Source organism: Streptomyces sp. R41 (assembly GCF_041053055.1).
Taxonomy (GTDB): domain Bacteria; phylum Actinomycetota; class Actinomycetes; order Streptomycetales; family Streptomycetaceae; genus Streptomyces.
Genome location: NZ_CP163443.1, coordinates 1,340,444 through 1,365,692, shown reverse-complemented (window position 1 = coordinate 1,365,692; position 25,249 = coordinate 1,340,444). Strand labels below are relative to the sequence as shown.

Below are 25,249 nucleotides of genomic sequence, written 5' to 3'. Positions count from 1 at the left end.
AGTCTTGCCGTAGCGGGTGCGGGTGAGGGGAAAGCGCCCGGCGCCGTCCCCTTCGTTCGCAATCGAAACTAGAGACATGCGGCTTCGGGCCACTATCGATCCGCCTTCGTCCCGCACTCCGCCGGCAGTCCGGCCTGCCGCCGCACCCCTCAGCGGCGTCGTCCCGACGTCGCGGCCGCAGCCCGCGCCGTGCTCGCACGATCCGGTGACCCGCCCGCGGTGGACGTCTGCGCCGGAAGTGCCGGAGCCCTTTCGGAGCCCAGCGCTTCGAGGGCGCGGTCGACTCGCTCCAGCCAGGGCTTCACATCGATACGGGCGAAGCAGTCCCGGGCCTCCGCCAGATACCGCAGCGCGCGGGCACGGTGACCGCACTTCCCGCAGGCCTCGCCCAGCACCAGCTTGATCTTCCCCTCGACCAGCGGATTGCTGACCTGCTCCGCCGCGTCGAGGGCCTGCGTCAACGTCATCCGGGCCTGCTCCGGGCGGTCCGCCCCGAGCCGTACCTCCCCGAGCGCCAGCAGCCCGTGCGCGAGCCCCAGCATGTCGGCGTTGTCCTGCACGATCCGCACCATGCGCAGCAGGGCCTCCTCGGCCCGCGCGAAACGGCCCTGGGCCAGCAGCACCCGGCCCAGCCGGTGGGTGGCGAGCGCGACACTGCGCGAGCCGCCGTCACCGATGGCCTCGGCGACCCGGACGGACTCCCGGCCCAGCTCGGCCGCCCGGTCGACATGACCGCGGTCGAGCTCGATCTGCGCCATGTTGTTGAGCACATGGGCCTCCGAGGAGAGGTCACCCACCTCGCGGAAGACCTCCAGTGCCTCGGTGCTGCGGCTCATCGCTCTCGTCAGCTCGCCGCGCATCTCGTCGATCATCGCCATGCTGCGCAGCACCAGCGCCCGCCCGTGCCGCTCCCCGGCCCGTGTGTGCAGCGCCAGCGCGGCGGCGAAGCACTCGTCGGCCTCCGGGAACCTCCGCAGCCGCATCTCCAGCGCACCCAGGATGTGCAGCATCGCGCCCTGCCCCCGGACGTTCCCGGCGGCCCGCGTCGCGGCGAGGGCGCGCTCCGCGCAGGCACGCCAGTCGTCGGTGTGGTCACGGGTCTCGAAGAGCACCACCGTGGACATGGTGAGATCCCAGGCCAGTTCGTCCAGACCGAGCTCCGCCGCCTGCTCCACCAGCGCGGACAGGGTGAGCCGCTCCGCCTCCAGCCACCGCAGCGGCCGGGCCGCGAGATCTGTGGCGACGTCGTCGGGCAGCGGGCGGCGCGGGGTCGTGCCGTGCAGGACGCTGAAGTCACCCCCGTAGAAGCGCCGGTGGGCCAGTTCCGCCAGGGACAGCGCGCTGCGGAAGACCCGTTCACGGGCGGTCCGCCGCTCCTGCTCGGACTCCTCGCCGTGGGCGCGCTCGTGGGCGTACAGCCGCAAGAGGTTCTGGAAGCGGTAGCGCGGCCGGCCCATCGCGTCCGCGCCGGTCACGTCCAGGAACTGGGCGTCGACCAGTTGCTCCAGGAGCCGCTCCGCCGTCGCGGGATCCGCGTCGACGAGCGCGGCGCCCAGCCAGGGCGCGAAGTCCGGTACCTCCAGGAGCCCGAGGAGCCGGTAGAGCCGGGCCGCTTCGTCGCTCAGGCACCGATAGCTCAGCGCGAAGCCCGCCCTGACCTGTGACTCGCCTTCGCTCAGCTCGTCCAGCCGGCGGCGCTCGTCGCTGAGCAGGGAGACGAGCCGCGCCACCGTCCAGTGCGGCTTGGCGGCGAGTCGCGCCCCGGCGATCCTGAGGGCCAGCGGCAGTCGGTCGCACAGCTCCGCGACCCGGGCGACGGACGCGGGATCGTCGGCGACGCGCCGCTCACCGACGATGCGGCCGAGCAGCTCCACCGCCTCGGGTCCGGTCAGCCGGCCCAGCTGCACCCGGCACTGCGGCGGCCAGGCGACCAGCTCGGCGAGCTGCTCCCGGCTGGTGATCAGCACACAGCAGCCGGGGCTGCTCGGCAGCAGCGGCACGATGTGCGGGTAGGAATGCACATTGTCGAGGACCACGAGCACCCGCCGCTCGGCCAGGATGCTGCGATACAGCGAGGCCCGCTCCTCGAGACCGACCGGGATCCGGTCGCCCGGTACACCCAGCGAGCGCAGGAACCGGCCGAGGACCTCGCCGACCGGGGCCGGCTCGTGGTTCTCGTCGTATCCGCGGAGGTCGGCGAAGAGGTGACCGTCGGGGAAGTGTTCGGAGACGCTGTGCGCCCAGTGCACGGCCAGGCAGGTCTTGCCCAGTCCGCCGACTCCGGTGATGAGCCCGGCCGTCGGCCCGCGCACCTCGTCGGTGCGCTCGAGCAGGGCGTCCAGCAGTGCCATTTCCCGTACACGTCCGGTGAATCCCGGTACGTCCGGGGGAAGTTCGAAGGGCTTGCCCACCGGATCCCGCGGTTGCTCGTGCTCCGCGGCGGACGGCCCCCGCTCGCCCGCGGCCGGAGATACGTCGTCGTGCAGGATCGCGTCGTGCAACTCGCGTAGAGCGGGGCCCGGTTCGAGGCCGAGCTCATCGATGAACAGGCGGCGCCCGAGGCGGAACGTTTCCATGGCCTCGGCACGGCGGCCGGAACGGTACTGCGCGGTGATCAGATGGTGCCGGGTGCGCTCACGCATGGGGTGCGCGCGCACCGTGGCATCGAGTTCCGGAATGATTCTCTGGTGATGGCCGAGTTCCAGCTCGACGGCGATCGCGTCGTCATAGGTGTTGAGACGTAACTCCTCCAGACGCCGCGCCTCGTCCTCCACCGCCGCTCCGGTCACGCCCGCCAGCGCGGGACCGTGCCACAGCCGCAACGCCTCGGCGTAGTGCCGGGCAGCATCGGACAGCCGCTTCTCCTGCACGGCGCGCTCGGCAGCGGAGACGAGCGCCGAGAATTCGAGGCTGTCCAGCAGATGTCCACTGGCGCGCAGCAGATATCCCGGATGGGCCGTGACGATGACTTCCTCGGCGATTCCAGCTTTCCTGAATGATTTGCGCAAGGCGGCTATGCAAATCGATACCTGTGTACGTGCCGTGGCGGGCGGTTGGTCTCCCCAGACCGCGTCGACCAGCTTGTCGACCGATACGGTCCTCTCCGGATTCAGCAACAACAGTGCCAGAATGGTCCGGTGGCGCGGCCCGCCCACCTTCACCTGTCCGTCGTCCGCGAGCACGCTCAGCGGACCGAGAATCTTGAAGCGCAGCGGCTTCTCCACTTGCCCTCCCCTGCTCCGAAGTCCCTGCCGGAGCTCGCGGGTGCCCCGTGACGGGCCATGGTTGATCCATTCTATGCACCACTGGATGTGGAATTGTTAATTCCAGCGGAAGGGCTGGATTTGGTTGTTTCTGAATACGCGTCAGTAAGGTTGATGTTGAGTTAAGGGCTTTGTTTGCGGCTCAATAATCCGGGCGAAAGTCGATTCCTGAACAAGGCTCAGCTTTTCCTGAACAGAGTTCAATCCTTTTGGAGATGCCCTCAGGGGCGGTAGCGCAGCGGGTGTTCGGCGGGGATCTCCACGATCACGATCTCGGTCCCGTCCGGGTCCGCGATCCACATCTCGATCAGCCCCCACGGCTCCTTCACCGGCGGCCGCAGCACCTCGACACCGGCGGCCGTCAGCTCTTCGTGCGCAGCCGTCACGTCCGCGACCTGGAGCCACAGCTTGAGCGCGGGGGAGGGCGGCGTCTCGGAGCGGCCCGCGACCTCCAGGAAGCCGCCGCCGAGGAAGTAGACGGTCCCGCGCTCGGGGCCCGTGCCGAACTCGCGGTAGACGGCCAGGCCCAGCTGTTCGCCGTAGAAGGTCCGGGAGCGCTCCGGGTCGGTGGGGCGCAGGAGGGTCCGGCTGCTCAGTACATGCACCATGCAGCCGGAGCCTAGGGGAGGGTTACGCTCGTCGGTGCCCGAGCCGCGCCACCGAACGGAGAAACGCTCCATGGACACCGCCGCTTCCACCGGACTGACCTTCCGCGATGCCACCGACTCCGATGTGGACGCCCTGGTCGCGTTGATCGAGTCGGCGTACCGCGGAGACTCCAGCCGCACCGGCTGGACCACGGAGGCGGACATCCTCGAAGGGCAGCGGACCGACCCCGAGGGCGTGCTCGCCGTCATCAATTCGCCCGACAGCCGACTGCTGACGGTGGAGCGGGACGGCGCGGTCGTCGCCTGCTGCCAGCTCGAGCACCGCGGCGACCACGCCTACTTCGGCATGTTCGCGGTCAGCCCCACGCTGCAGGGCGGGGGCCTGGGCAAGGTGATCATCGCGGAGGCGGAGCGGCACGCGCGGGAGATCTGGGGTGTCGCGGAGATGTGCATGACCGTGATCTCCGTACGCGACGACCTCATCGCCTGGTACGAGCGGCGCGGCTACCGCCGTACGGGAAAGATGACGCCCTTCCCGTACGGCGACGAGCGCTTCGGCATTCCGCAGCGCGACGACCTGCAGTTCGAGCTGCTGGTCAAGCCGCTGGCGTGACGTTCACGCGGTGAAGCGGCCGGTGCGCTTGATCTCGGGATAGTCGGTGGTCGCGCCGTCCAGCTCCAAGGCGCGCACCAGCCGCAGCTGGTCCTGGGTGTTCACCACCCAGCCGATGATCCGCAGGTCGGCCTTGCGGGCGGCCTCGACGACCTCCAGGCTCAGCCGGCGGATGTTGAGGCAGACCGTCTCGGCACCGGCCTCCGTGGCGCGCTCCACGACATCGATGCCATAGCGGCTCGCGATGAGCGCGGTGCGGACGCCCGGCACGAGGCGGGCGATCTCCGCGATCGCCTCGTCGTGGAACGACGACACCTCGACCCGCCCGACCAGGTCCCGCCGGTGCATGACCTCGGCCAGTGCCCTGGCCGCCGCCAGGTCTTTGATCTCGGCCTGCAGCGGCGTCCTGACGGCGTCCAGGACCTCCTCGAAGACGGGGACGCGCTCACCGTGTCCCGCGTCCAGCGCGCGCAGCTCGGCGAGCGTCTTCTCGGCGATCGGCCCCGAGCCGTCGGTCGTACGGTCCACTTCGGCGTCGTGCATGACGACGAGAGCGCCGTCCTTGCTCAGATGCAGATCGAGTTCGATCAGGTCGAGGCCCGCGTGCTGGGCGGCGATGAAGGAACGGAGGGTGTTTTCGGGTTCGACACCCATCACTCCGCGATGACCGATGGTGAGGAAGTTCAAGATTCGACTCGCTTCCGTCGACGGCGGCTCGGCTCGCGCGTGGAACCGACGGCGGCGCCCACGCGGCAAGGCCGCAGCCTAATGGCCCCGCTGTGCGATGTACCCGTTCGTACGCGGGGCAATGGCGGCGCCTGGCAGGGAAGATCCATGTCGGGCGGCCGGGACGGGTCACTCTGGGGTGGGCGAGTCCCGTGACGGTTGACCGGCGGCCGCCGCCCTTGCCACTTGTAGAACTGACGGCTAGTCATGTCTCTGCTCAGGCAAGGGAGTTCATTCCACCCCCTGGAGAGGTGCCGCGATGCCCACCGAACCCGCGCCCGACGTCCTCGCCCTCATCGACGCCATCAGTGTCCACTTCCCGGACCTCGGAGGCGCCGTCACCGACGCGGCCGAGGCCCGCCGCATCCTGGCCGCCGCGCCCGCGTGGCCCTTCGAGCCGCCGGCCGTGGGCTCGGTCGAGAACCGGGCGATACCGGGTCCGAAGGGGGCACCGGAGATCCCCGTGCGGATCTATCGGCCGCAGCCGCAGCCGCAGCCGCTGTCACAGCCGGAGCGGGAGCCGCGGCAGGAGGCGCAGCCGGATTCGGATCGGGCTCAGCCACCCGCGCCGCGCCCCACGGTCGTCTTCTTCCACGGCGGCGGATGGGTCATCGGCGGCCTGGACACCCACGACCCCATCACGCGGGCCCTGTGCCGGGACGCCAGTGCGGTCGTCGTCTCGGTCGACTACCGGCTCGCGCCGGAGGCCCGCTTCCCCGCGGCCGTCGACGACGCGTACGCCGCGCTGTGCTGGGCCGCGGAGCACATCGGCGAACTGGGCGGGGATCCGGGCGCGTTGGTGGCCGCCGGCGACAGCGCGGGCGGAAACCTGGCGGCCGTCGCCGCGCTCATCGCCCGCGACCGGGGCGGACCGGAGCTCGCACTCCAGGTGCTCATCTATCCCGCGACCGACGTACGGCCACGGGGCGACACCTCCCGGTGGGGCGGCGAGGGGTATTTCCTCAAGCCGGCCCATGGCCGCTGGTTCGTCGAGCAGTACTTCGGGCCCGACGGCGACCGGACGCACCCGCACGCCTCCCCCCTGCTGGCCGATCCGCACGGCCTGCCGCCGACCCACATCGTCACCGCGGGCTTCGATCTCCTCTGTGGCGAAGGTCGTGCATACGCGGATAAATTGCGTAAATCAGGCATACCGGTCACCGAGGATCACCATCCGGGTATGTTCCACGGATTCTTCGGCTTCCCCGAGCTTCTCGCGGATGCCCGCGCAGCCCAGTGGCGCGTAGCGGAAGTAATCGCCTCCGCGGTGTCCGACAGGAAAAAGAGCGGTGAAGACGGGGGGTGTGCAGGATAATCTCCAGAGTCTCCCCTTGCGGGAAGGAACCTCACTTGCATACGGTGTCCAAACGCGAGGTTCTCCCGTGGAGGATGGGACATGACGGAAATTCTTGTGCAGGTGGGTACGGAGGAGCGGGTTCCTCCCGTGGCCAGGGTGGTGGAGCACCCGGCATGGCCCGTGCTCAAGGATGCCGTGGAGGAGATCCGGCCCTGGCAGGCCAAGGACGGCTCCATCGACTTCGAGGCGGAGGGCGCCCCCGACGCGTCCGACGCCGATCTGGCCGTACGCCGTGCCATAGACGCCATCGAGCAGCTCGCCCCGCTGCTGCCGCATGACGCGGCCTACCACGAGGCGCTCATGAAGGATCTGCGGCGCTGGGCCGACGGCGGCTTCCAGGTGCCCGACTTCCTCGACTCGCTGCTGGCCTTCCAGCCCGCCGCGGACCGCGAGGACGGGCTCCAGCACCTGGTCGTCTTCCCGATGTACACGCAGAACGGCAACCCGAACCGCAACTTCGAAGCGGTCGTCCTGCGCATGGTGTGGCCGGACTGGCTGGCCGAACTGGAGCGCACCCGCTACGACAATCCGCTCTTCTGCGGCATCAGTTTCGAGGACTTCACCGCGGGCTACGACACGAATTCGGCCGTTCTCTTCCCCGAGACCATCGCGGTGCGCGAGGCGCCCGAGCGCTTCTCCTGGGGCGGCATCTTCTGCGACCGCGAGGCCGCCCGCTTCCGCGCCGTCACCGACGCGGCCGTGGGCATCCTGGGCCTGGAGCTGCCCGAGGACGTCGCCGCCATGGTCCACGACCAGCAGCGCTGCGAGCAGGCCTTCGTGCTGTGGGACATGGTCCACGACCGCACCCACAGCCGCGGCGACCTGCCGTTCGACCCGTTCATGATCAAGCAGCGCCAGCCGTTCTGGATGTACGGCCTGGAGGAGCTGCGCTGTGACCTCACCGCCTTCAAGGAGGCCGTGAAGCTGGAGGCCGACGGCTTCCCGCAGGGCCGTGACGTGCAGTACGCGGTGCTCTTCGACCGGATGTTCCGCTTCCCGGTCACCGGCGAGCGCGTCCGCAACTACGACGGCCTCGGCGGTCAGCTGCTCTTCGCGTACCTGCACAAGCACGACGTCGTCCGCTGGACCGACAACAAGCTGCACATCGACTGGCAGCGCGCCCCGCAGGTCACCAACCAGCTGTGCGCCGAGATCGAGGACCTCTACCGGGCCGGCATCGACCGCCCCAAGCTGGTCCACTGGTTCAAGGCGTACGAGCTGGTCTCCACCTACCTCGCCCCGCACCCCGGCTCCCGCTGGGCCAAGGGTCCGGACGCCCTGGATCTGACCCAGCCGCCGCGTAAGCTCGTGGACGACGTGCTTCCGGACGAGTTTCCGCTGAGCATGTTCTATGAGGCGCTCTCCAAGAAGCTGAAGAACGTGATCGCCTCCACCAAGGGCATCACCGCGGCGAGCGCCGAGCGGGCCGCCGCGTGAGCGCCCGCGTCCAGGACGCTCAGGAGGCGAAGAAGATGGGCAACGGAGCTCTCAGCGGTGCGGTGATCGCGGTGGCCGGCGCGGGTGGACCCGCCGGGCGCGCGACGCTGGCCCGGCTTGCCGACGCGGGCGCGACCGTCGTCGGTTCGGACAATGACCCCGAGCGTCTGGCGGAGGCCGTGGACGCGGCCCGCTACGGGCACGGCGGCGCCACCGTCGTCGGGGACACGGTCGACCTGCTCGACCTGGAGTCGACCCGCGACTGGGCCACCCGCATCGAGAAGGACTTCGGCCGCGTCGACGGCCTGGTCCACCTCGTGGGCGGCTGGCGCGGCAGCGAGACATTCACCAAGACCAGCCTCGACGACTGGGACTTCCTGGAGCTGCTGCTCATCCGCACGGTGCAGCACACCACCCTCGCCTTCCACGAGGCGTTGCAGCGCAGCGACCGTGGCCGGTACCTCCTGATCAGCGCCGCGGGCGCCAGCAAGCCCACCGCGGGCAACGCCGCCTACGCCGCCGCCAAGGCCGCCGCCGAGGCGTGGACGCTGGCCATGGCCGACTTCTTCCACAAGGCCGGGGGCGCCGAGGGGCCGACGTCGGCGGCTGCGATCCTGGTGGTCAAGGCACTGGTGCACGACGCGATGCGCGCCGAGCGCCCGAACGCGAAGTTCGCGGGCTTCACGGACGTCAAGGACCTGGCCGAGGCCATCGCCGGCGTCTGGGAGAAGTCCGCCGCTGAAGTGAACGGAAACCGTCTGTGGCTGACCGAGAAGCCGTGAACCCTCCGAAGACCGACGCCCGGCGTCACCACGACCCGGCCGTCCGCGGCTTCGCCAGCGACAACTACGCGGGGGCTCACCCCGAGGTGCTCGCCGCCCTGGCCCTGGCCAACGGCGGACACCAGGTCGCGTACGGCGAGGACGACTACACGGCGAATCTCCAGCAGATCATCCGCAGCCACTTCGGTGCCACGGCCGAGGCCTTCCCGGTCTTCAACGGCACCGGCGCGAACGTGGTCGCGCTCCAGGCGGTCACCGACCGCTGGGGCGCGGTGATCTGCGCGGAGAGCGCGCACATCAACGTCGACGAGGGCGGCGCCCCCGAGCGCATGGGCGGCCTCAAGCTGCTCACGGTGCCCACGCCCGACGGCAAGCTCACCCCCGAGCTGATCGACCGGCAGGCGTACGGCTGGGACGACGAGCACCGCGCGATGCCGCAGGTCGTCTCGATCACCCAGAGCACCGAGCTGGGCACTCTCTACACGCCCGACGAGATCCGCGCGATCTGCGACCACGCCCACGCGCACGGCATGAAGGTGCACCTGGACGGGTCCCGGATATCCAACGCGGCCGCCTCCCTGGACGTCCCGATGCGGACGTTCACCAACGCGGTCGGCGTCGACCTCCTGTCGCTGGGCGGGACGAAGAACGGCGCGCTGTTCGGCGAGGCCGTCGTCGTCCTCAACCAGGACGCAGTCAGCCATATGAAGCATCTGCGCAAGCTGTCGATGCAGCTCGCCTCCAAGATGCGCTTCGTCTCCGTACAACTGGAGGCGCTGCTCGCCAAGGACCTGTGGCTGCGCAACGCCCGGCACTCGAACGAGATGGCGCAGCGGCTGGCCGAGGGCGTGCGCGCGGTGCACGGCGTCGAGATCCTCTACCCGGTCCAGGCCAACGCGGTCTTCGCGCGGCTGCCGCACGACGTGAGCGAGCGCCTGCAGAAGCGCTACCGCTTCTATTTCTGGGACGAGGCCGCGGGCGACGTCCGCTGGATGTGCTCCTTCGACACGACCGAGGACGATGTCGACGGGTTCGTGGCGGCTCTCAAGGAGGAGATGGCCCACCACTAGCCTGGGCAGCAGTGCATAGATATACGGCCGATCGAAAAGTCATTGACTCTCGGTCGGTCGTATTCCTATGCTCTGCGGGCGTGCAGCTCATCCAGGAAACCCCTGACCTGTCCGCCTACTTGGTCGCCGACGAGGTCATCGACCATCATCATCCGGTTGTCCGCGAGGTGGTCGCACGCCTCGCGAAGGGCGCCGCCGACTCGTATGGCTATGCGCAGGCCGCGTACGAGTTCGTGCGCGACGCGATTCCGCACTCGCAGGACGCCGGTGACCTGCGCGTCACCTGGCGCGCGTCCGACGTGCTGGAACTGCGCACCGGCATCTGCCACGCCAAGGCGCACGCGCTGGCCGCGCTGCTGCGGGCGGAGGACATCCCGACCGCCCTGTGTTACCAGTCGCTGCTGCACGACGACGGCAGTGGGCATGCCGTGCACGGTCTGGTGGCCGTCCGGTTCGACGGGGCCTGGCATCGGCAGGACTGCCGGGGGAACAAGCCCGGCGTCGACGCGCAGTTCTCGCTCGACGGCGAGCGGCTGGCCTGGACTCCCGACCCGAAGTCCAGTGAGGTGGACTACCCGGTACTGTACGCTGAACCTCACCCGGCCGTTCTGCGCGCCCTCAGGGAGGCCTCGGACCGGCCCTCCCTGTGGCAGACGCTTCCCACCGCACTCTGAGGCAAGGCAGGCAAGGCGGACGATGACTCTCACGCTCACCGTGTCCGACCAGGTGCGCACCCTCGCGCCCGGCTTCACCCACGTCGCCATCGAGGCGTACGCACTGGTCAACGGGCCCAGCACCGAGGGGACTTCGGCGCTGCTCGACGACGCGGCCCGGCGACTGGCACGGCGACTGGACGGTCGAGCTCCGCACGAGGACCCGCACATGGTGGCCTGGCGGGAGGTGTACGCGGCGTTCGGCTCCGCACGAGGACCCGCACATGGTGGCCTGGCGGGAGGTGTACGCGGCGTTCGGCTCCAAGCCGTCGCGCACCCGTAATTCCGCGGAGGCCCTGGCCAAGCGCGCCCTCTCGGACGCCGGACTGCCCAGGATCAATGTCCTCGTGGACGTCTACAACGCGATCAGCGTCGCCCACCTGATCCCGGTCGGCGGCGAGGACACCGGCCACATCCAGGGCGCGATGCGGCTCGTGCGCGCCACGGGCGACGAGGACTTCGTGACCGTCGCGGGCGGCGAGGAGGTCGTCGAGCACCCCGACACGGGCGAGGTGGTGTGGCGCGACGACGCGGGCGTGACCTGCCGACGCTGGAACTGGCGCCAGGGGCCGCGCACCCGGCTCACCGAAGAGTCCGTGTCGGCGATCTTCCTCCTGGAGAGCCTGGCGCCGATGCCGGTGGCCGATGTCGAGGCCGCGGGCGCCGAACTCGCCGAGCTGCTGGAGAAGTTCAGCCCCGGGGCGCAGATCACCGTGCACGCCCCGGAGTGACGATTCAGCACCCCCGGCCGAGCCGGAGGTGAAGATTCAGCGGCTCTCGGCCGCCTTCACCTCTTCGGGGGTCGGTGCCGTGCCGCCGAGATGGGCGGGCATCCACCAGGTGTCGTCCGGACCCTTGGGCCGTACGGGATAGGCGCGCTGCGCGGCCTCCAGGAGCTCTTGGACGCGCTCGCGCAGCCGACGCGTGATGGCGCCCGCGTACTGGTCCTGGGGCGCCTCCATCGGCTCGCCGACCCGGATGGTGATCGGGGTGTGGCTGCGCCTGAAGTTGCGCGGGTGGCCCTTGGTCCACAGCCGCTGGGTGCCCCACAGGGCCATCGGGATCAGCGGGACGCCGGCCTCCTGGGCCATGCGCGCGGCACCCGACTTGAAGCTCTTCAGGGTGAAGGACTGCGAGATGGTCGCCTCGGGGAAGACGCCGACGATCTCGCCGGAGCGCAGCGACTTCAGCGCGTGCTCGTAGGCCGTCTCGCCCTGCTTGCGGTCGACCGGGATGTGCTTCATGCCGCGCATGAGCGGACCGGAGATCTTGTGCCGGAACACCGACTCCTTCGCCATGAAGCGCACCAGACGCTTCTGCGGCAGGGCGGCCAGACCGTCGAAGATGAAGTCCAGATAGCTGATGTGATTGCTCACCAGCACGGCGCCGCCCGAGCGCGGAATGTTCTCCGATCCCTTGCAGTCGATCTTGAGGTCCCAAGCCTTGAACAACGTCTGGGCGAGACCGACGACGGGACGGTAGACAAGCTCAGCCATGGACGGGGTGGACCCTTCTCTCTGCCTGGGAAGGGGTCTCCCGGCGGGAAAGTTACGCAGCCGTAGGTTTACGGCATTGCGCAGATCGTGCCCCAAGAACGAACGAGTGGCCAGTCCTGGTGCCGCGGAGCGGCGAGATCCTCGTCACGTAACCCGCTTGATCCACCTCGGGCTTTTAACTCACCTTTACTCCGAGCGAACCGTTACGCGCCGCACGACCAGGTACATCTCGCATCCCAAGCAGTACCCGAACGCCGCATTGAGGAACGCGGCCGCGAGCGCGCAGCCGGCCGCCGCGAGCCCAAGCCACTGCGGTCCCGCCGTGTAGCCGATCAGTCCCACCACGGCGAAGACGAGTCCGACCGCCTGCGCGAACTGCGGCGGTTCGGGCGCCTCGAACTCCGTCGGCGGCCCAAGACGCGGGCGTACGACCTTCCGGAACAGCCAGCCGTACGGAGAGCGCGCCACTCCGCCCGCCGCGCCCAGCGCGAACGCCAGTACCTGCCAGGCCAGTAGCCATGCGCTGCCGGTGATCAGCACGACCGCCAGCACGACGGTCGTCACGGCCGCGCCGAATCGTGGGCCCCTCACATCGATGTCCATGAATCAAGCATTCCGTACGGGGCGGGATTCGTGGAGTCGGGAATCTTTGCGGTCTCGTGAATGCTTGTGCAGAGGATGACCGGACTTGTGGTGTGCGTGGTGGTGCTCGCGCTGGCGAGCGCGTACGGAGTGCTGCATCAGCGGCGGAGCGGGAGGGTGAGAGTGCGCGGGCGCGACGGCGGAAAGCGGCTCGGCGCGGCGGAGTTGGGGGAAGGGCTCGGCGAACGGGCCACACTCGTCCAGTTCTCCAGCGCCTTCTGTGCCCCGTGCCGGGCGACACGCAGGGTCCTCGGCGAGGTGGCCGAGATGGTCCCGGGCGTGTCCCACATCGAGATCGACGCCGAGGACCGCCTGGAACTCGTCCGCGAACTCGACATCTTGAAGACCCCGACCGTGCTGGTGCTCGACGCGGAAGGGCGGGTCGTGCGGCGCGCCACCGGTCAGCCCCGCAAAGCGGATGTGATCGCCGCGCTGGGAGAGGCCGTGTGAGGCCGTGGCGATCATGGTGACGCATCTCCCAGATGCCGGGACGTACTTGACTGCGCGCACCAACTATCGTCAGCCTGACCGTATGCCCCCGGAACTCCTTCTCTTCGAGCGCGTCCACGTGGACCTGGCCCGCACCGCGAGTGCGCGGTGTCCTGGCTGTTGAGCAGCCACGGACCCGCTCGTCATTCCACCCAGAAGGACAGTTCCATGACGGCCACGCCCGACCTCGGCACCCCTCAGCTCGCCTCTGCGGACCTGCTGCGCTCCGTCTTCCGGCGGCACGCGGCCGGTGTCGCCGTGATCACGGCTCCTGGCGGCGGGGGCCCCGTTGGCTTCACCGCCACCTCGCTCACCTCGGTCTCCGCCGAGCCCCCGGTCATTTCCTTCGGCATAGGCACCGGCGCCTCCAGCTGGCCCGCGATCTCCGAGTCCGATCACGTCGGCGTCCACATACTCGGCGAACACCAGCAGGAGCTGGCCGCCACCTTCGCCAGGAGCGGCGCCGACCGCTTCGGCGCGCCCACCCGATGGCGTAAAGGGCCCGAGGGAGTTCCCGTCCTCGACGACGTGCTCGCCTGGCTCGTCTGCCGGGTCGTCGCGCGTGTGCCCGCGGGCGATCACCGCATCGTGCTGGCCGAGGTCGTTCTCGGCGACCCCTCGGGCGCGGGCCGCCCGCTCCTGTACCACCAGGGGCGGTTCAACGGGCTGCGCGACTGAAGCTACTCGGCAGTCCTACTCGCCGGTCCTACCCGTCGGTTACGCAGCGTTGCCAAGGTCACAGTTCAAAGCGCTTGCTTAGTGGGCATTCAGTGGGTGTACTGACGAGTAATATTTCGTTCGGAGCGCGGGTCGCCCCGACCGGGATCGGCCGCTTCAGGCGCCTATGCTGCCTGAAAGAAGGCAGCCCAGAAATGACGATGCAGTAGGAGAGCCGGCGTGAGCTTGAGGATCGTTGTCACTGTGAAGTACGTGCCCGACGCCACTGGCGACCGGCACTTCGCCGATGACCTGACCGTCGACCGTGACGACGTGGACGGTCTGCTCTCGGAGCTCGACGAATACGCGGTGGAGCAGGCGCTGCAGATCGCCGAGGACGCCGACGACGCCGAGATCACCGTGCTGACCGTCGGCCCCGAGGACGCCAAGGACGCGCTGCGCAAGGCGCTTTCCATGGGCGCGGACAAGGCCATCCACGTCGAGGACGACGACCTGCACGGCACCGACGTCATCGGTACGTCGCTGGTGCTGGCCAAGGCGATCGAGAAGGCCGGCTACGACCTGGTCATCTCCGGCATGGCCTCCACCGACGGCACCGCCGGTGTCGTCCCCGCGCTGCTGGCCGAGCGCCTGGGCGTCCCGCAGGTCACGCTGCTCTCCGAGGTCTCCGTCGAGGACGGCGTGGTCAAGGGCCGCCGCGACGGCGACTCCGCCTCGGAGCAGCTGGAGGCCTCCCTCCCGGCCGTCGTGTCGGTCACCGACCAGTCGGGTGAGGCGCGTTACCCCTCCTTCAAGGGCATCATGGCCGCCAAGAAGAAGCCGGTGGAGTCCTGGGACCTGGAGGACCTGGAGATCGAGGCGGACGAGGTCGGTCTCGAGGGCGCCTGGACCAAGGTGGACTCCGCGGCCGAGCGCCCGGCGCGCACCGCCGGCACGATCGTCAAGGACGAGGGCGAGGGCGGCAAGCAGCTCGCTGAGTTCCTCGCGGGCCAGAAGTTCATCTAGTTGCCGGGGTCCGGGGGGCGTCCCCCGGACCGGCACAGCATTGAAGGCCCAACCCCCTTAACGCCCCTCAGACTTCGCAATCCGCAGGAGACCAATCCCATGGCTGAAGTTCTCGTCTACGTCGACCACGTGGACGGTGCCGTCCGCAAGCCCACCCTGGAGCTGCTGACGCTGGCCCGCCGCATCGGCGAGCCCGTCGCCGTCGCCCTCGGCTCCGGTGCCGAGAACACCGCCGCCCAGCTCGCCGAGCACGGCGCGGTGAAGGTCCTCACGCACGACGCCGCCGAGTACGCCGACTACCTGGTCGTCCCGAAGGTGGACGCGCTCCAGGCCGCGTACGAGGCCGTCTCCCCGGCCGCCGTGCTCGTCCCGTCCTCCGCCGAGGGCAAGGAGATCGCGGCCCGCCTCGCGGTCCGTATCGGCTCCGGCATCATCACCGACGCCGTCGACCTGGAGGCCGGTGACGAGGGTCCGGTGGCCACGCAGTCCGCGTTCGCCGCCTCCTTCACCACCAAGTCCCGCGTCTCCAAGGGCACCCCGGTCATCACGGTCAAGCCGAACTCGGCTCCCGTCGAGGCCGCCCCGGCCGCCGGCACCGTCGAGGCACTGTCCGTCTCCTTCTCGGAGAAGGCCACCGGCACCAAGGTCACCGCGCGCACTCCGCGCGAGTCGACCGGCCGCCCCGAGCTGACCGAGGCCGCGATCGTGGTCTCCGGCGGCCGTGGTGTCAACGGCGCCGAGAACTTCTCGATCATCGAGGCGCTGGCCGACTCCCTCGGTGCCGCCGTGGGCGCCTCGCGCGCCGCGGTCGACGCCGGCTGGTACCCGCACTCCAACCAGGTCGGCCAGACCGGTAAGTCCGTCTCGCCGCAGCTGTACATCGCCTCCGGCATCTCCGGCGCGATCCAGCACCGCGCCGGTATGCAGACGTCCAAGACGATCGTGGCGATCAACAAGGACGCCGAGGCCCCGATCTTCGACCTGGTCGACTACGGCGTGGTCGGCGACCTCTTCGACGTCGTCCCGCAGCTCACCGAGGAGATCAAGTCCCGCAAGGGCTGAGCATCCCCGAGGCACGAGGCCCCTGTGACCGTCGCGGTCACGGGGGCCTCGGCTCATCCCAGGGTCAGAGACGCCTGCACGGGCAGGTGGTCGCTCGGGAACTGACCGCTGAGGGCGTACGTGTTGATCGCCGCCCGGTGTGCGGTCACGCCCGGCGTGGCGAGGATCCAGTCGATCCGGTCGCCGTCCGGGACCAGTGGCTTGTAGCCGTGGAAGGTGGCGTACAGCGGGCCGCGCTCGGCCGCCGTGTCCCAGGTGTCGACGAGACCGGCGCCCAGCATCGTGTCGTAGACCGGATTTTTGTGGGCCGCGACATTGAAGTCGCCGGTCGCGAGCAGCGGCAGAGAGCGGTCGAGGCCGGCGATCCGCTCGCGGATCAGAGCGGCGCCACGCGCGCGTGCGTTCTGACTCGCGCTGTCCAGGTGGGTGTTGAGGAAATAGAACTCCCGCTCCCCGTCGCGCCGATCACGGAAGCGGACCCAGGTGACCATACGGATGCAGACGCCGCCCCAGGTGTTCGAACCGATCACCGCGGGGGTGTCGGAGAGCCAGAAGTGGTCGTACTCCACCGGTGCGAGGCGGCGGGTGTCGTAGAAGACCGCCACGAACTCGTCGCGGCTGCCGCCCCCGCGGCCGGTGCCGATCCACTCGTAGTGCGGGCCGAGGTCGGTCCCGACGTCACGGACCTGCTGGTAGAGACCCTCCTGGGTGCCTAAGACATGCGGCCGCTCCCGGCGCAGCAGCTCGCGCATGACGGGGCGGCGCGCTTTCCAGCTGTTCGGTTCGGCGCCGCTCGCGAAGCGGAGATTGAAGGTCATGACGTCCAGGCGGCGGCCGCCGTGCCGGGTGGCGGAGGCCTGCGCCGTACTGAGCAGGGGCATGGCGATCGCGGCGGCCGCCGCGGTCCTGAGCCCCATGCGCCGGGTCACTCTGGTGGAGTTCGACACGTGCGCTCCTTCGGTCGCGAGTCAGGATGAAGGGTGTGCACCGCAGTGTGGAAGAAGGAACGGAGACAAGAGTGAACGGGCCGGGGCGTCGGGGTGTCCCGCGATCCAAGAGGGTGTTGACCGGCGGGAAGGTCCCCAGATAACTTCATTCTACGGATTGTTGATTCCGTAGTGCGGAAAAGTGGAGGGTGTGGGATGGGTCAGGGTCAGCAGGAGAAGGTGGCGACGAGCCTCGCGGGCGCCGTCAGCGAGGAGATCAGCGCCTCCCTCGCCCCGGTCGACGCCGAACTGGAGCGCCGCTACCCCGGAGACCCCGGCACCCGGCAGCCCGTCCACACCGTCTACGTCCCCGGTGACGTGTTCGCCGCCGACACCATCCGCTCCTGGGGCGACCAGGCCCTCGCCGCCCTCGACGAGCACGCCCCGGACGCCGCCTCCTTCGCCGCCGTCCTCGGCCTCAGCGACGAGCTCGCCGAGCCCGTCTATGACCGCGTACGCGCCAAGCTGGAGCGCGAACCCATCGAGGACCTGCGCGTCGACTTCGAGGACGGCTACGGACCGCGCCCGGACGCCGAGGAGGACGAGGCGGCGGCGCGCGCGGCCCGGCTGATCGCCGAGGCGTACGAGAGCGGCACGGCGGCCCCGTACATGGGCATCCGCATGAAGTGCATGGAGGCGCCGGTACGCGACCGGGGCATCCGCACCCTCGACATCTTCCTCACCGGCCTGATCGAGGCCGGCGGCCTGCCCGACGGGCTCGTCCTTACGCTGCCGAAGGTGACGTACGCGGAGCAGGTCACCGCGATGGTCCGGCTCCTCGAGGAGTTCGAGAAGGCGCGCGGCCTGGAGCCCGGCCGGATCGGCTTCGAGATCCAGATCGAGACCAGCCAGTCCATCCTCGCCACCGACGGCACCGCGACCGTCGCCCGGATGATCCAGGCCGCCGAGGGCCGCGCCACCGGTCTGCACTACGGCACCTTCGACTACAGCGCCTGCCTCGGCGTCTCCGCCGCCTACCAGGCCAGCGACCACCCCGCCGCCGACCACGCCAAGGCGATCATGCAGGTCGCCGCCGCGGGCACCGGCGTACGCGTCTGCGACGGCTCCACCAACGTCCTGCCCATCGGCCCGACCGAGAAGGTCCACGACGCCTGGCGCCTGCACTACGGCCTCACCCGCCGTGCCCTGTCCCGCGCCTACTACCAGGGCTGGGACATGCACCCCGGCCACATCCCCACCCGCTACGCGGCCGTCTTCGCCTTCTACCGCGAGGGCTTCGAGCAGGCCGCCGCCCGCCTCGCCCGCTACGCCGCCCACGCCGGAGGCGACGTCATGGACGAGCCCGCCACCGCCAAGGCCCTCAGCGGCTACCTCCTGCGCGGCCTGGACTGCGGCGCCCTGGACATCGCGGAGGTCGCGAGGGTCACGGGTCTGACGCGGGCGGGCCTGGAGGGCTTTGCGAGCCCGAGGCGAGGAGACTTGACCATCTCGGGGAAGTAGAGAGCCACCGCAAGGGGCGCGGGGCCGTGAGATTGCGCGGCTCCGCCGCCACGTGGGCGTGACCAGCCGCATGTGGCCCGCACCGTCGAGGGCGGAGCGACCCACCTAGACGTATCCCTCCAGACCGGAGGCCATGGTGAGCCGCTCCTCGGCGAACAGCAGGGTTCCACGCGCGCAGAGCGCCCTGTCGAAGCGCGCCCGCGCGCAGAACTCCTCGGGCGTCCGCCCGAACAGCTCCCGCAGGCGCGGTGATTCGGCGAGGAGCGAAACGAGCAGCGCACGCTCGCCGAGGTGCGCGCGGGGCACCGCGGCACCGTCGTGAAGGACCCCACGCCGGTTGACGTAGACGTACGCACCGGGCAGCCGCTCACCGGACTCCAACTCGATCCGGATGTCGGACGAGGGAAGCCACGCCCGGTCGTACGCCCCGGTCGCCGAGGAAACTCCCTCGCTCCTGTCGATGACGTCGAGCTGGTCCGAGTCGAGCCAGGTGACGAACAACTCGCTGACCGCACTTGGCGCATGGAACGGCGACGCGGACACGTACCCCATGAGGCTCACGTGGGCGGACACGCCGACGCCGATGCCGGCGACCCGCGCCTTCACCATCGGAATCGTGCCGGACACCTCGAACTCCGCCATCTTGTGCCGGAGTTGGCCGGGGCAGGCGTTGGAGCCGACGGCCACGACCGGGACGCGGTCCTCGTGCACCAGGCGTGTCAGGGGCAACAGCCGGTCCCCGTCGAGGAGTCCGGACTCCTCGGGCCACGCGCCCGGATAGCTCAACGGATGGTCGCGCGGTGCCTCGGCGAGGCCGAGGGCTTCGAGCGTACGGGGGTCCGGGGCGCCCATGGCTCAGTGCGCGGGCGGCAGTTCCCCCGAGCCGCGCGTGATCAGGCGCGTCGGGAGTTCGATGCGCTCCGGGGTGACGAGATGGCCGTCGAGCTGACGGAAGAGGCGCTCGGCGGCGGTGCGGCCGAGCGCGGCGGCGTCCTGGGCGACGACGGTCACGCCGGGCTGGAGGAGGTCGGCGAGCTCGATGTCGTCGAAACCGACGAGGGCGACGGGACGGCCGCGCTCGGCGATGACACGGACGACCGTGACGGTGACGCGGTTGTTGCCGGCGAAGATCGCGGTGACGGGGGAGGGGCCGGACAGCATGTCCTCGGCCGCCTTGCGCACCCGCTGCGGGTCGGTGACGCCGAGGGACATCCAGGTGTCCTCGACCGGTATGCCCGCGTCCTCCATGGCGGCTCGGTAGCCGCGCAGCCGCTCGGCGGCGGTGTGGATGCGGGGCATGTCGCCGATGAAGCCGATCCGGCGGTGGCCGTGGGCGATGAGGTGGGCGACACCGTCCCGGGCTCCGCCGAAGCTGTCCGACAGGACGACGTCGGCGTCGATTTTTCCGGCCGGGCGGTCCACGAAGACGGTGGCGACACCCGCCTTTATCTCGGGCTCCAGATAGCGGTGGTCGTCACCGGCCGGAATGACGACGAGCCCGTCCACGCGGCGCGCGCACAGGGCGAGGACCAGTTCCTGCTCGCGGTCCGGGTCCTCGGCGCTGGAGCCGTTGATCAGCAGGGCGCCGTGGGCACGGGCCACTTCCTCCACCGCGCGGCTCAGCGGCCCGTAGAACGGGTCCGCGAGGTCCTCCAGGACGAGGCCGATGCTGGCGGTGCGGCCCTTGCGCAGCACCCGCGCGCTGTCGTTGCGGCGAAAGCCCAGCGCGTCGATGGCCTCCTGGACGCGGCGCTCGGTGTCCGGGGTGACCCCCGGCTCGCCGTTGACTACACGCGAGACAGTCTTGAGGCCGACTCCCGCACGCGCCGCTACGTCCTTCATGGTCGGACGGTTTCCGTAGCGAGTTCCGGAGTGGCGGTCTGCTCGGTGGGCGGTCTCGGCCACGATGTGCTGTCCTGTCCTGTCGTCCACGGGGATGCGTCGGTCCATGGGGTTGTATGAGGATGTGGCGTCGAGCATAGAGCCTGGACAACGTTGTCAGATGCGGGAGAGACTGTCCACCGCAATCTCTGGCCTGCGCCCGCACCGCGAGACCGGCCTGCCCTTTTCTCAAGGTTCACCGGGAGACCTGACTCAGATGCACACCGACCTCGTGGCCGCGCTCGACATCGGCGGCACCAAGATCGCCGGAGCGCTGGTGGACGGCCACGGCCGGATCCTCCTGCGCGCGCAGCGCGCGACGCCCGCGCAGGAGGACGGCGACACCGTGATGCGGGCCGTCGAGGAGGTCATCGGCGAGCTGTCGGTCTCCCCGCTGTGGAGCAGGGCGCGGGCCGTCGGCATCGGCAGCGCGGGCCCGGTGGACGCCTCCGCGGGCACGGTGAGCCCCGTGAATGTTCCGGGCTGGCGCGACTACCCGCTGGTCGAGAGGGTTCGCATGGCCACGGCGGGGCTGCCCGTCGGGCTGATCGGCGACGGCGTGGCCATCACGGCGGCCGAGCACTGGCAGGGCGCCGCCCGCGGCCACGACAACGCGCTGTGCATGGTGGTGTCCACGGGCGTGGGCGGCGGGCTCGTCCTGAACGGGCAGTTGCACCCCGGCCCCACGGGCAACGCCGGCCACATCGGGCACATCAGCGTCGACCTCGACGGCGACGCCTGCCCGTGCGGCTCCCGCGGCTGCGTCGAGCGCATCGCGAGCGGTCCGAACATCGCCCGCCGCGCGCTGGAGGGCGGCTGGCGGCCCGGCCCCGACGGCGACACCTCGGCCGCCGCGGTGGCCGAGGCCGCCCGTGCGGGCGACCCGGTGGCCGTGGCCTCCTTCGAACGGGCCGCGCAGGCGCTCGCCGCGGGCATCGCGGCCACGGCGACCCTCGTCGAGATCGACATCGCCGTCATCGGCGGGGGAGTGGGCAAGGCGGGCGACGTCCTGTTCGCGCCGCTGCGCGAGGCCCTGGCCAACTACGCGACACTGTCCTTCGTACGGCGGCTGATTGTGGCGCCCGCCCTCATGGGCACGGACGCCGGTCTGGTCGGCGCGGCCGCGGCCGCGCTCAGCAGGAATCCGAGCGCGACGGCGGCGGGCGTCTGAGCGGCCAGGGTCGGCCGCTCTGGACCCTCCAGCGCGGGTAAGTTTCAGCACCTCCGGCGATTGAGGTGCGGGGTCTGGGGGGAGCGCCCCGGTACGGGACGGGAAGGGGCGGAGGGGGCGAAACAAACCCCCAACCGCCCCCTTTCCCCACTCAGGGCTCAGGCTCAGGGCTCAGGGCGAAGCCGGCGGACACGGCGAGCGTGGGGGACCGGCCGACATGACTTCACCCCGCCTCCGTGGCTTCAGCAGCTGAGCTGGGCGTTCCCCCAGTCCGCGTGGTCCGAGTCGATCCCGTCGCCGCCGTCGGTGACGACGAGTCGGACCACCTGGGCACCGGTCACGTCGGCAGTGATCGGCTGGGCCGGCATAGCGTTGGTGAGGACTCCGGTCGAGGCGACCTTCGTTGCGTCGGCCCAGATCTCGAAGGCGACGGTGCCCTTGGCGCCCTTCTCGTCGTCGACGCCGACGTCGGCGGTGACCGTCTCGCACGCCTTGCCCGTGTAGTACTCGACGGCGCTCTCGGCGTGCACTCCGAGCCCCTTGGCGTATACGACTCCGCCCAGAGTGATCGGATGACCATCGCCCGCGGCGCTCTCACCATTGCTCGTATTGCGCTCAACCGGCCCCCAGCCGTTGGCCGTTGACAGCCACGGAAGGTCACCTAGGGAGGAGACCCCGGAAGGCGGCGCCACGACCACGGAAGCCTTCAGCGGCAGCACGCTCTCGGCGCGTCCACCGGTCGGTGAGCGGTAAGTGGCCTTCAGCGTCAGGTCGTACGCGCCCGAGGCCGCGCCGGCGGGGGCGGTGACCTTCCACTGCGTACGCAGGGCTCGGCCCGTCGGCACCGTGCCCGCGCCCGTCGGCGAGGTCGCCGCGACCGTCCAGCCCTCCGGTCCGCTCAAGGTCACGGAGACGCGCTGCGCGGGCGTCCGGCCGAGGTCGGTGACAGTCGACGTCAGGGAGGCCGTCCTGCCCGCCTCGACCAACGGGCTTCCGTCCAGTCCGAGTTCCACGGCGGGCGGGTTCTTGGCCCACTGGGGGTCGACCGAGACCCGTACCAGCACGGTTCCGTGCGCGGGGACGGTCGCCGAGATGGTGCCCGCGGTGTTGTAGCTCTTGTGCTGCCACAGATCGCGCAGTGTGTAGGCGTCCGCCTCGGGCAGGCCCACGTCCCGCGCGGTCGTGGCGATCCGCTGCGCGCTGCCTGTCTCGTTGAACAGCGCCACCGCCCGGCTGCCGTCCTTCATCTCCTTGGCGACGACCCAGCGTCCGCCCTCGGAGGAGAGCACGGTGCCCTGCTTGCCCAGCGGGTCCTGGTCGACCGCGATGACCTCCTTGTTGTCGAGGATGTCGAAGGTCGCGGCGGACGCCTTGCGCAGATCGGAGCCGATCAGCAGCGGCGCCGCCATGATCGACCACATGGAGAAGTGCGAGCGGTACTCGGTGTCGGTCATGCCGCCGTTGCCGACCTCCAGCATGTCCGGGTCGTTCCAGTGCCCGGGACCGGCGTACGGGGCGAGCGGCAGGTTCTGCTTGAGGATCGACAGCATCGAGCCCCAACTGTCGCTGATGTCCCCGGTCGTACGCCACAGATGTCCGACGTCCGACGCCCATTCCCAGGGCTTGTTCTGGCCCCACTCGCAGATGCTGTAGACGATGGGGCGCCCGGTCGCCTTCAGAGCGTCACGCATTGTGGTGTACCGCAACTTGGCGTCCACGCCCTGGTTGTTGCAGTTGTCGTACTTGAGGTAGTCGACACCCCAGTCGGCGAACTGCTGGGCGTCGCTGTACTCGTGGCCGAGAGCGCCGGGGAATCCCGCGCTGTTGCACGTCTTGGTGCCCGCGCTGGTGTAGATGCCGAGCTTGAGCCCCTTGGCGTGCACGTAGTCGGCAACCGCCTTGATTCCATGGGGGAATCGCACCGGGTCGGGCACCAACTTGCCGTTCGCGTCTCGGGACGGCAGGGCCCAGCAGTCGTCCAGATTGACGTACTGGTACCCGGCGTCCTTGAGGCCCTTGTCGACGAAGATGTCCGCGATGCCCTTGACCATGTCATCGTTGAACTCGGCGCGGCAGTGCGTGGAGTTCCAGTTGTTGAAGCCCATCGGCGGGGTGAGGGCGAGGCCGTCCGCCGTCGTGGGGGAGCCGGGTTCCTGGGCGGGGGCGGCGAAGGCGGGCGCCATGAGCCCGGTCGTACACAACAGTCCTGCGGCCAGCGCTCCGACCACTCTTCGGCGGGTTGTGCGGGTGTGAAGGTGACGCATCGTTACGTTCCTCCGAACTCGCGAAAGGTTGGATGTCTACATGTCCGCGACAATGGTGCGCGTTTACGGTAGGACCTGTCCGACTCTGTTGGAAGAGAAGTGGTAACGGTTGTTCGATATCTCGTCGGAACCCTTGACGGCACCCCCACTTGGGAGTGAGATCCAAGCCTCGCGTTCGGTTGTGTTGGGTGGCACCCCGAGGAGGGGGACATGGCACAGTCATCGTTGAAGGGGCTCATCGTGCCCGGAGGCACGACAGGACATCGGATGTCCCGGCGAAATCTCTTGCGTGGTGCGGCCGTCGGAGCCGGCGCGCTCACACTCCCCGCCCTGCTGTCCGCGTGCGGCGACGGACCCGGTGGAAACAAGAACGAAGTAACGGTGGGGTCCAACGCGTCGGACCCGGTCCCCAAGAAGGCGTACGCGGCGGCCTTCGCGGCGTACGAGAAGAAGTCCGGCAAGAAGGTCAAGGTCAACACCAAGGACCACAACGACTTCCAGGAGAACATCAACCGCTATCTCCAGGGCACGCCCGACGACGTCTTCATGTGGTTCGCCGGATATCGCATGCAGTACTTCGCGGAGAAGGGGCTCCTGCACGAGATCAGCGACGTGTGGAGCGGCTTCAGCGGATTCTCCGACGCGCTCAAGGAACAGTCCACGCACGCGGGCAAGCAGTACTTCGTGCCCTATTACTACTACCCGTGGGCGGTCTTCCACCGGAAGAGCCTCTTCCAGAGCAAGGGTTACCAACAGCCGAAGACCTGGGACGAGTTCATCGCGCTCGCCAAGAAGATGTCCAAGGACGGCACTCCGGTCGCCTTCTGCGACAAGGACGGCTGGCCCGCGATGGGCACCTTCGACTACATCAACATGCGTCTGAACGGATACGACTTCCACAAGTCGCTGATGGCGGGCGACGAGTCGTGGACCGCTACCAAGGTCAAGAAGGTCTTCGACACCTGGCGCGAACTCATGCCGTACTACCAGAAGGGCGCCCTCGGCCGTACCTGGGAGGAGGCCGGGCAGAGCCTCCAGCAGCGCAAGACGGGCATGGCGGTCTTCGGAATGCCGCACCCCGGCACCCAGTTCCCTGCGAGCGAGCGTGACGACATCGACTTCTTCGCCTTCCCCGAGATCGACCCGCAGTACGCGCAGGACGCAGTGGAGGCGCCCATCGACGGGTTCCTCGTCGCCAAGAAGTCGAAGAACCTCGACGGCGCCAGGGCCCTGCTGAAGTGGCTCGGCACACCCAAGGCCGAGGACACCTACCTCGCCCTCGACCCCAACAATGTGGCGGTCAACGACGGCGCCGACACCTCCAAGTACAGCGCCCTGCAGAAGAAATCGGCCCAACTCGTCTCGGGCGCCAAACAGATCTCACAGTTCATGGACCGCGACACCCGGCCCGACTTCGCCTCGACCGTGATGATCAAGGCGATCCAGGACTTCATCGGCAATCCGAAGGACGTCGACGGTCTCTGCAACAGCATCGAACGACAGAAGAAGACCATCTTCTCGTCGCCCGTCGGCTGAACCTGGGGG

Annotated in this window: 22 protein-coding genes and 1 pseudogene; 14 read left to right on the top strand and 9 right to left on the bottom strand. The window is 69.6% G+C overall.

What is annotated here, in order from left to right:
• Positions 1 to 149: 149 nt before the first annotated feature.
• Both AB5J53_RS06580 and AB5J53_RS06575 read right to left on the bottom strand, forming a co-directional pair.
• Positions 150 to 3,224: a BTAD domain-containing putative transcriptional regulator gene (locus tag AB5J53_RS06580; RefSeq protein WP_369244668.1), complete on the bottom strand. Its 3,075-nt coding sequence runs from the start codon at positions 3,222 to 3,224 to the stop codon at positions 150 to 152.
• 260 nt (positions 3,225 to 3,484) lie between these two features.
• Entirely contained in the window at positions 3,485 to 3,871 is a 387-nt protein-coding gene (locus tag AB5J53_RS06575; RefSeq protein ID WP_369244667.1) for a VOC family protein, read from the bottom strand.
• Positions 3,872 to 3,941: 70 nt separating this feature from the next.
• Here AB5J53_RS06575 and AB5J53_RS06570 point away from each other — a divergent pair, with 70 nt between their 5' ends.
• On the top strand, positions 3,942 to 4,484 hold the full coding sequence (locus AB5J53_RS06570; RefSeq protein ID WP_369244666.1) for a GNAT family N-acetyltransferase: 543 nt from the start codon (positions 3,942 to 3,944) through the stop codon (positions 4,482 to 4,484).
• 3 nt (positions 4,485 to 4,487) lie between these two features.
• On the opposite strand, the gene AB5J53_RS06565 is transcribed toward AB5J53_RS06570, so the two are convergent.
• Positions 4,488 to 5,171 (bottom strand): glycerophosphodiester phosphodiesterase, encoded by a 684-nt coding sequence (locus AB5J53_RS06565; RefSeq protein WP_369244665.1) that lies wholly within the window; start codon positions 5,169 to 5,171, stop codon positions 4,488 to 4,490.
• Positions 5,172 to 5,469: 298 nt separating this feature from the next.
• Between AB5J53_RS06565 and AB5J53_RS06560 the strand changes: the two genes are divergently transcribed.
• The 6 genes and pseudogenes from AB5J53_RS06560 to AB5J53_RS06535 all read left to right on the top strand — a co-directional run bounded on the left by AB5J53_RS06560 (position 5,470) and on the right by AB5J53_RS06535 (position 11,300).
• A complete protein-coding gene (locus tag AB5J53_RS06560; RefSeq protein ID WP_369244664.1) occupies positions 5,470 to 6,525 on the top strand; it encodes an alpha/beta hydrolase in 1,056 nt (351 codons plus the stop codon).
• Between the two features lie 81 nt (positions 6,526 to 6,606).
• Complete coding sequence (locus AB5J53_RS06555; protein WP_369244663.1) at positions 6,607 to 8,004, top strand: DUF6421 family protein; 1,398 nt, start codon at positions 6,607 to 6,609, stop codon at positions 8,002 to 8,004.
• Between the two features lie 35 nt (positions 8,005 to 8,039).
• Positions 8,040 to 8,786 (top strand): SDR family NAD(P)-dependent oxidoreductase, encoded by a 747-nt coding sequence (locus AB5J53_RS06550; protein WP_369252086.1) that lies wholly within the window; start codon positions 8,040 to 8,042, stop codon positions 8,784 to 8,786.
• The gene (locus tag AB5J53_RS06545; protein ID WP_369244662.1) at positions 8,783 to 9,856 is read left to right on the top strand and encodes a low specificity L-threonine aldolase; all 1,074 of its coding nucleotides are present in this window, start codon (positions 8,783 to 8,785) and stop codon (positions 9,854 to 9,856) included. The genes AB5J53_RS06550 and AB5J53_RS06545 overlap by 4 nt, the downstream gene beginning before the upstream one ends.
• An 80-nt stretch (positions 9,857 to 9,936) precedes the next feature.
• Complete coding sequence (locus tag AB5J53_RS06540; RefSeq protein ID WP_369244661.1) at positions 9,937 to 10,530, top strand: transglutaminase domain-containing protein; 594 nt, start codon at positions 9,937 to 9,939, stop codon at positions 10,528 to 10,530.
• A 22-nt stretch (positions 10,531 to 10,552) separates the two neighbouring features.
• Positions 10,553 to 11,300: pseudogene (locus AB5J53_RS06535) on the top strand (B3/4 domain-containing protein).
• 36 nt (positions 11,301 to 11,336) lie between these two features.
• On the opposite strand, the gene AB5J53_RS06530 reads toward AB5J53_RS06535, so the two are convergent.
• Positions 11,337 to 12,065, bottom strand: coding sequence for a lysophospholipid acyltransferase family protein (locus AB5J53_RS06530; RefSeq protein ID WP_369244660.1), 729 nt, complete (start codon positions 12,063 to 12,065; stop codon positions 11,337 to 11,339).
• 186 nt (positions 12,066 to 12,251) lie between these two features.
• Entirely contained in the window at positions 12,252 to 12,668 is a 417-nt protein-coding gene (locus tag AB5J53_RS06525; RefSeq protein ID WP_369244659.1) for a DUF4395 domain-containing protein, read from the bottom strand.
• 75 nt (positions 12,669 to 12,743) lie between these two features.
• On the opposite strand from AB5J53_RS06525, the gene AB5J53_RS06520 reads away from it, so the two are divergent.
• The 4 genes from AB5J53_RS06520 (at position 12,744) to AB5J53_RS06505 (ending at position 15,941) form a co-directional block, all read left to right on the top strand.
• Positions 12,744 to 13,157 (top strand): TlpA family protein disulfide reductase, encoded by a 414-nt coding sequence (locus AB5J53_RS06520; RefSeq protein WP_369244658.1) that lies wholly within the window; start codon positions 12,744 to 12,746, stop codon positions 13,155 to 13,157.
• A gap of 207 nt (positions 13,158 to 13,364) precedes the next feature.
• Entirely contained in the window at positions 13,365 to 13,874 is a 510-nt protein-coding gene (locus AB5J53_RS06515) for a flavin reductase family protein (RefSeq protein WP_369244657.1), read from the top strand.
• Between the two features lie 219 nt (positions 13,875 to 14,093).
• Positions 14,094 to 14,879: an electron transfer flavoprotein subunit beta gene (locus AB5J53_RS06510; protein ID WP_369244656.1), complete on the top strand. Its 786-nt coding sequence runs from the start codon at positions 14,094 to 14,096 to the stop codon at positions 14,877 to 14,879.
• Between the two features lie 99 nt (positions 14,880 to 14,978).
• Positions 14,979 to 15,941 (top strand): electron transfer flavoprotein subunit alpha/FixB family protein, encoded by a 963-nt coding sequence (locus AB5J53_RS06505; protein ID WP_369244655.1) that lies wholly within the window; start codon positions 14,979 to 14,981, stop codon positions 15,939 to 15,941.
• Between the two features lie 53 nt (positions 15,942 to 15,994).
• Here the strand turns inward: AB5J53_RS06505 and AB5J53_RS06500 are convergent, their stop codons facing one another.
• Positions 15,995 to 16,888, bottom strand: a complete 894-nt coding sequence (locus AB5J53_RS06500) for an endonuclease/exonuclease/phosphatase family protein (RefSeq protein ID WP_369244654.1) — start codon at positions 16,886 to 16,888, stop codon at positions 15,995 to 15,997.
• 195 nt (positions 16,889 to 17,083) lie between these two features.
• Here AB5J53_RS06500 and AB5J53_RS06495 point away from each other — a divergent pair, with 195 nt between their 5' ends.
• Positions 17,084 to 18,388, top strand: a complete 1,305-nt coding sequence (locus AB5J53_RS06495; RefSeq protein ID WP_369244653.1) for an aldolase/citrate lyase family protein — start codon at positions 17,084 to 17,086, stop codon at positions 18,386 to 18,388.
• Between the two features lie 105 nt (positions 18,389 to 18,493).
• Here the strand turns inward: AB5J53_RS06495 and AB5J53_RS06490 are convergent, their stop codons facing one another.
• Both AB5J53_RS06490 and AB5J53_RS06485 read right to left on the bottom strand, forming a co-directional pair.
• Positions 18,494 to 19,240 carry a hypothetical protein gene (locus tag AB5J53_RS06490; RefSeq protein WP_369244652.1) on the bottom strand — a complete coding sequence of 249 codons (747 nt, stop codon included), beginning with the start codon at positions 19,238 to 19,240 and terminating at the stop codon, positions 18,494 to 18,496.
• Between the two features lie 3 nt (positions 19,241 to 19,243).
• Positions 19,244 to 20,338: a LacI family DNA-binding transcriptional regulator gene (locus AB5J53_RS06485; protein WP_369244651.1), complete on the bottom strand. Its 1,095-nt coding sequence runs from the start codon at positions 20,336 to 20,338 to the stop codon at positions 19,244 to 19,246.
• 148 nt (positions 20,339 to 20,486) lie between these two features.
• On the opposite strand from AB5J53_RS06485, the gene AB5J53_RS06480 reads away from it, so the two are divergent.
• Positions 20,487 to 21,440: an ROK family protein gene (locus tag AB5J53_RS06480; protein WP_369244650.1), complete on the top strand. Its 954-nt coding sequence runs from the start codon at positions 20,487 to 20,489 to the stop codon at positions 21,438 to 21,440.
• Positions 21,441 to 21,682: 242 nt separating this feature from the next.
• On the opposite strand, the gene AB5J53_RS06475 is transcribed toward AB5J53_RS06480, so the two are convergent.
• Entirely contained in the window at positions 21,683 to 23,704 is a 2,022-nt protein-coding gene (locus AB5J53_RS06475; RefSeq protein WP_369244649.1) for an NPCBM/NEW2 domain-containing protein, read from the bottom strand.
• A 267-nt stretch (positions 23,705 to 23,971) separates the two neighbouring features.
• On the opposite strand from AB5J53_RS06475, the gene AB5J53_RS06470 reads away from it, so the two are divergent.
• The gene (locus AB5J53_RS06470; protein WP_369252084.1) at positions 23,972 to 25,240 is read left to right on the top strand and encodes an ABC transporter substrate-binding protein; all 1,269 of its coding nucleotides are present in this window, start codon (positions 23,972 to 23,974) and stop codon (positions 25,238 to 25,240) included.
• Positions 25,241 to 25,249 lie beyond the last annotated feature (9 nt).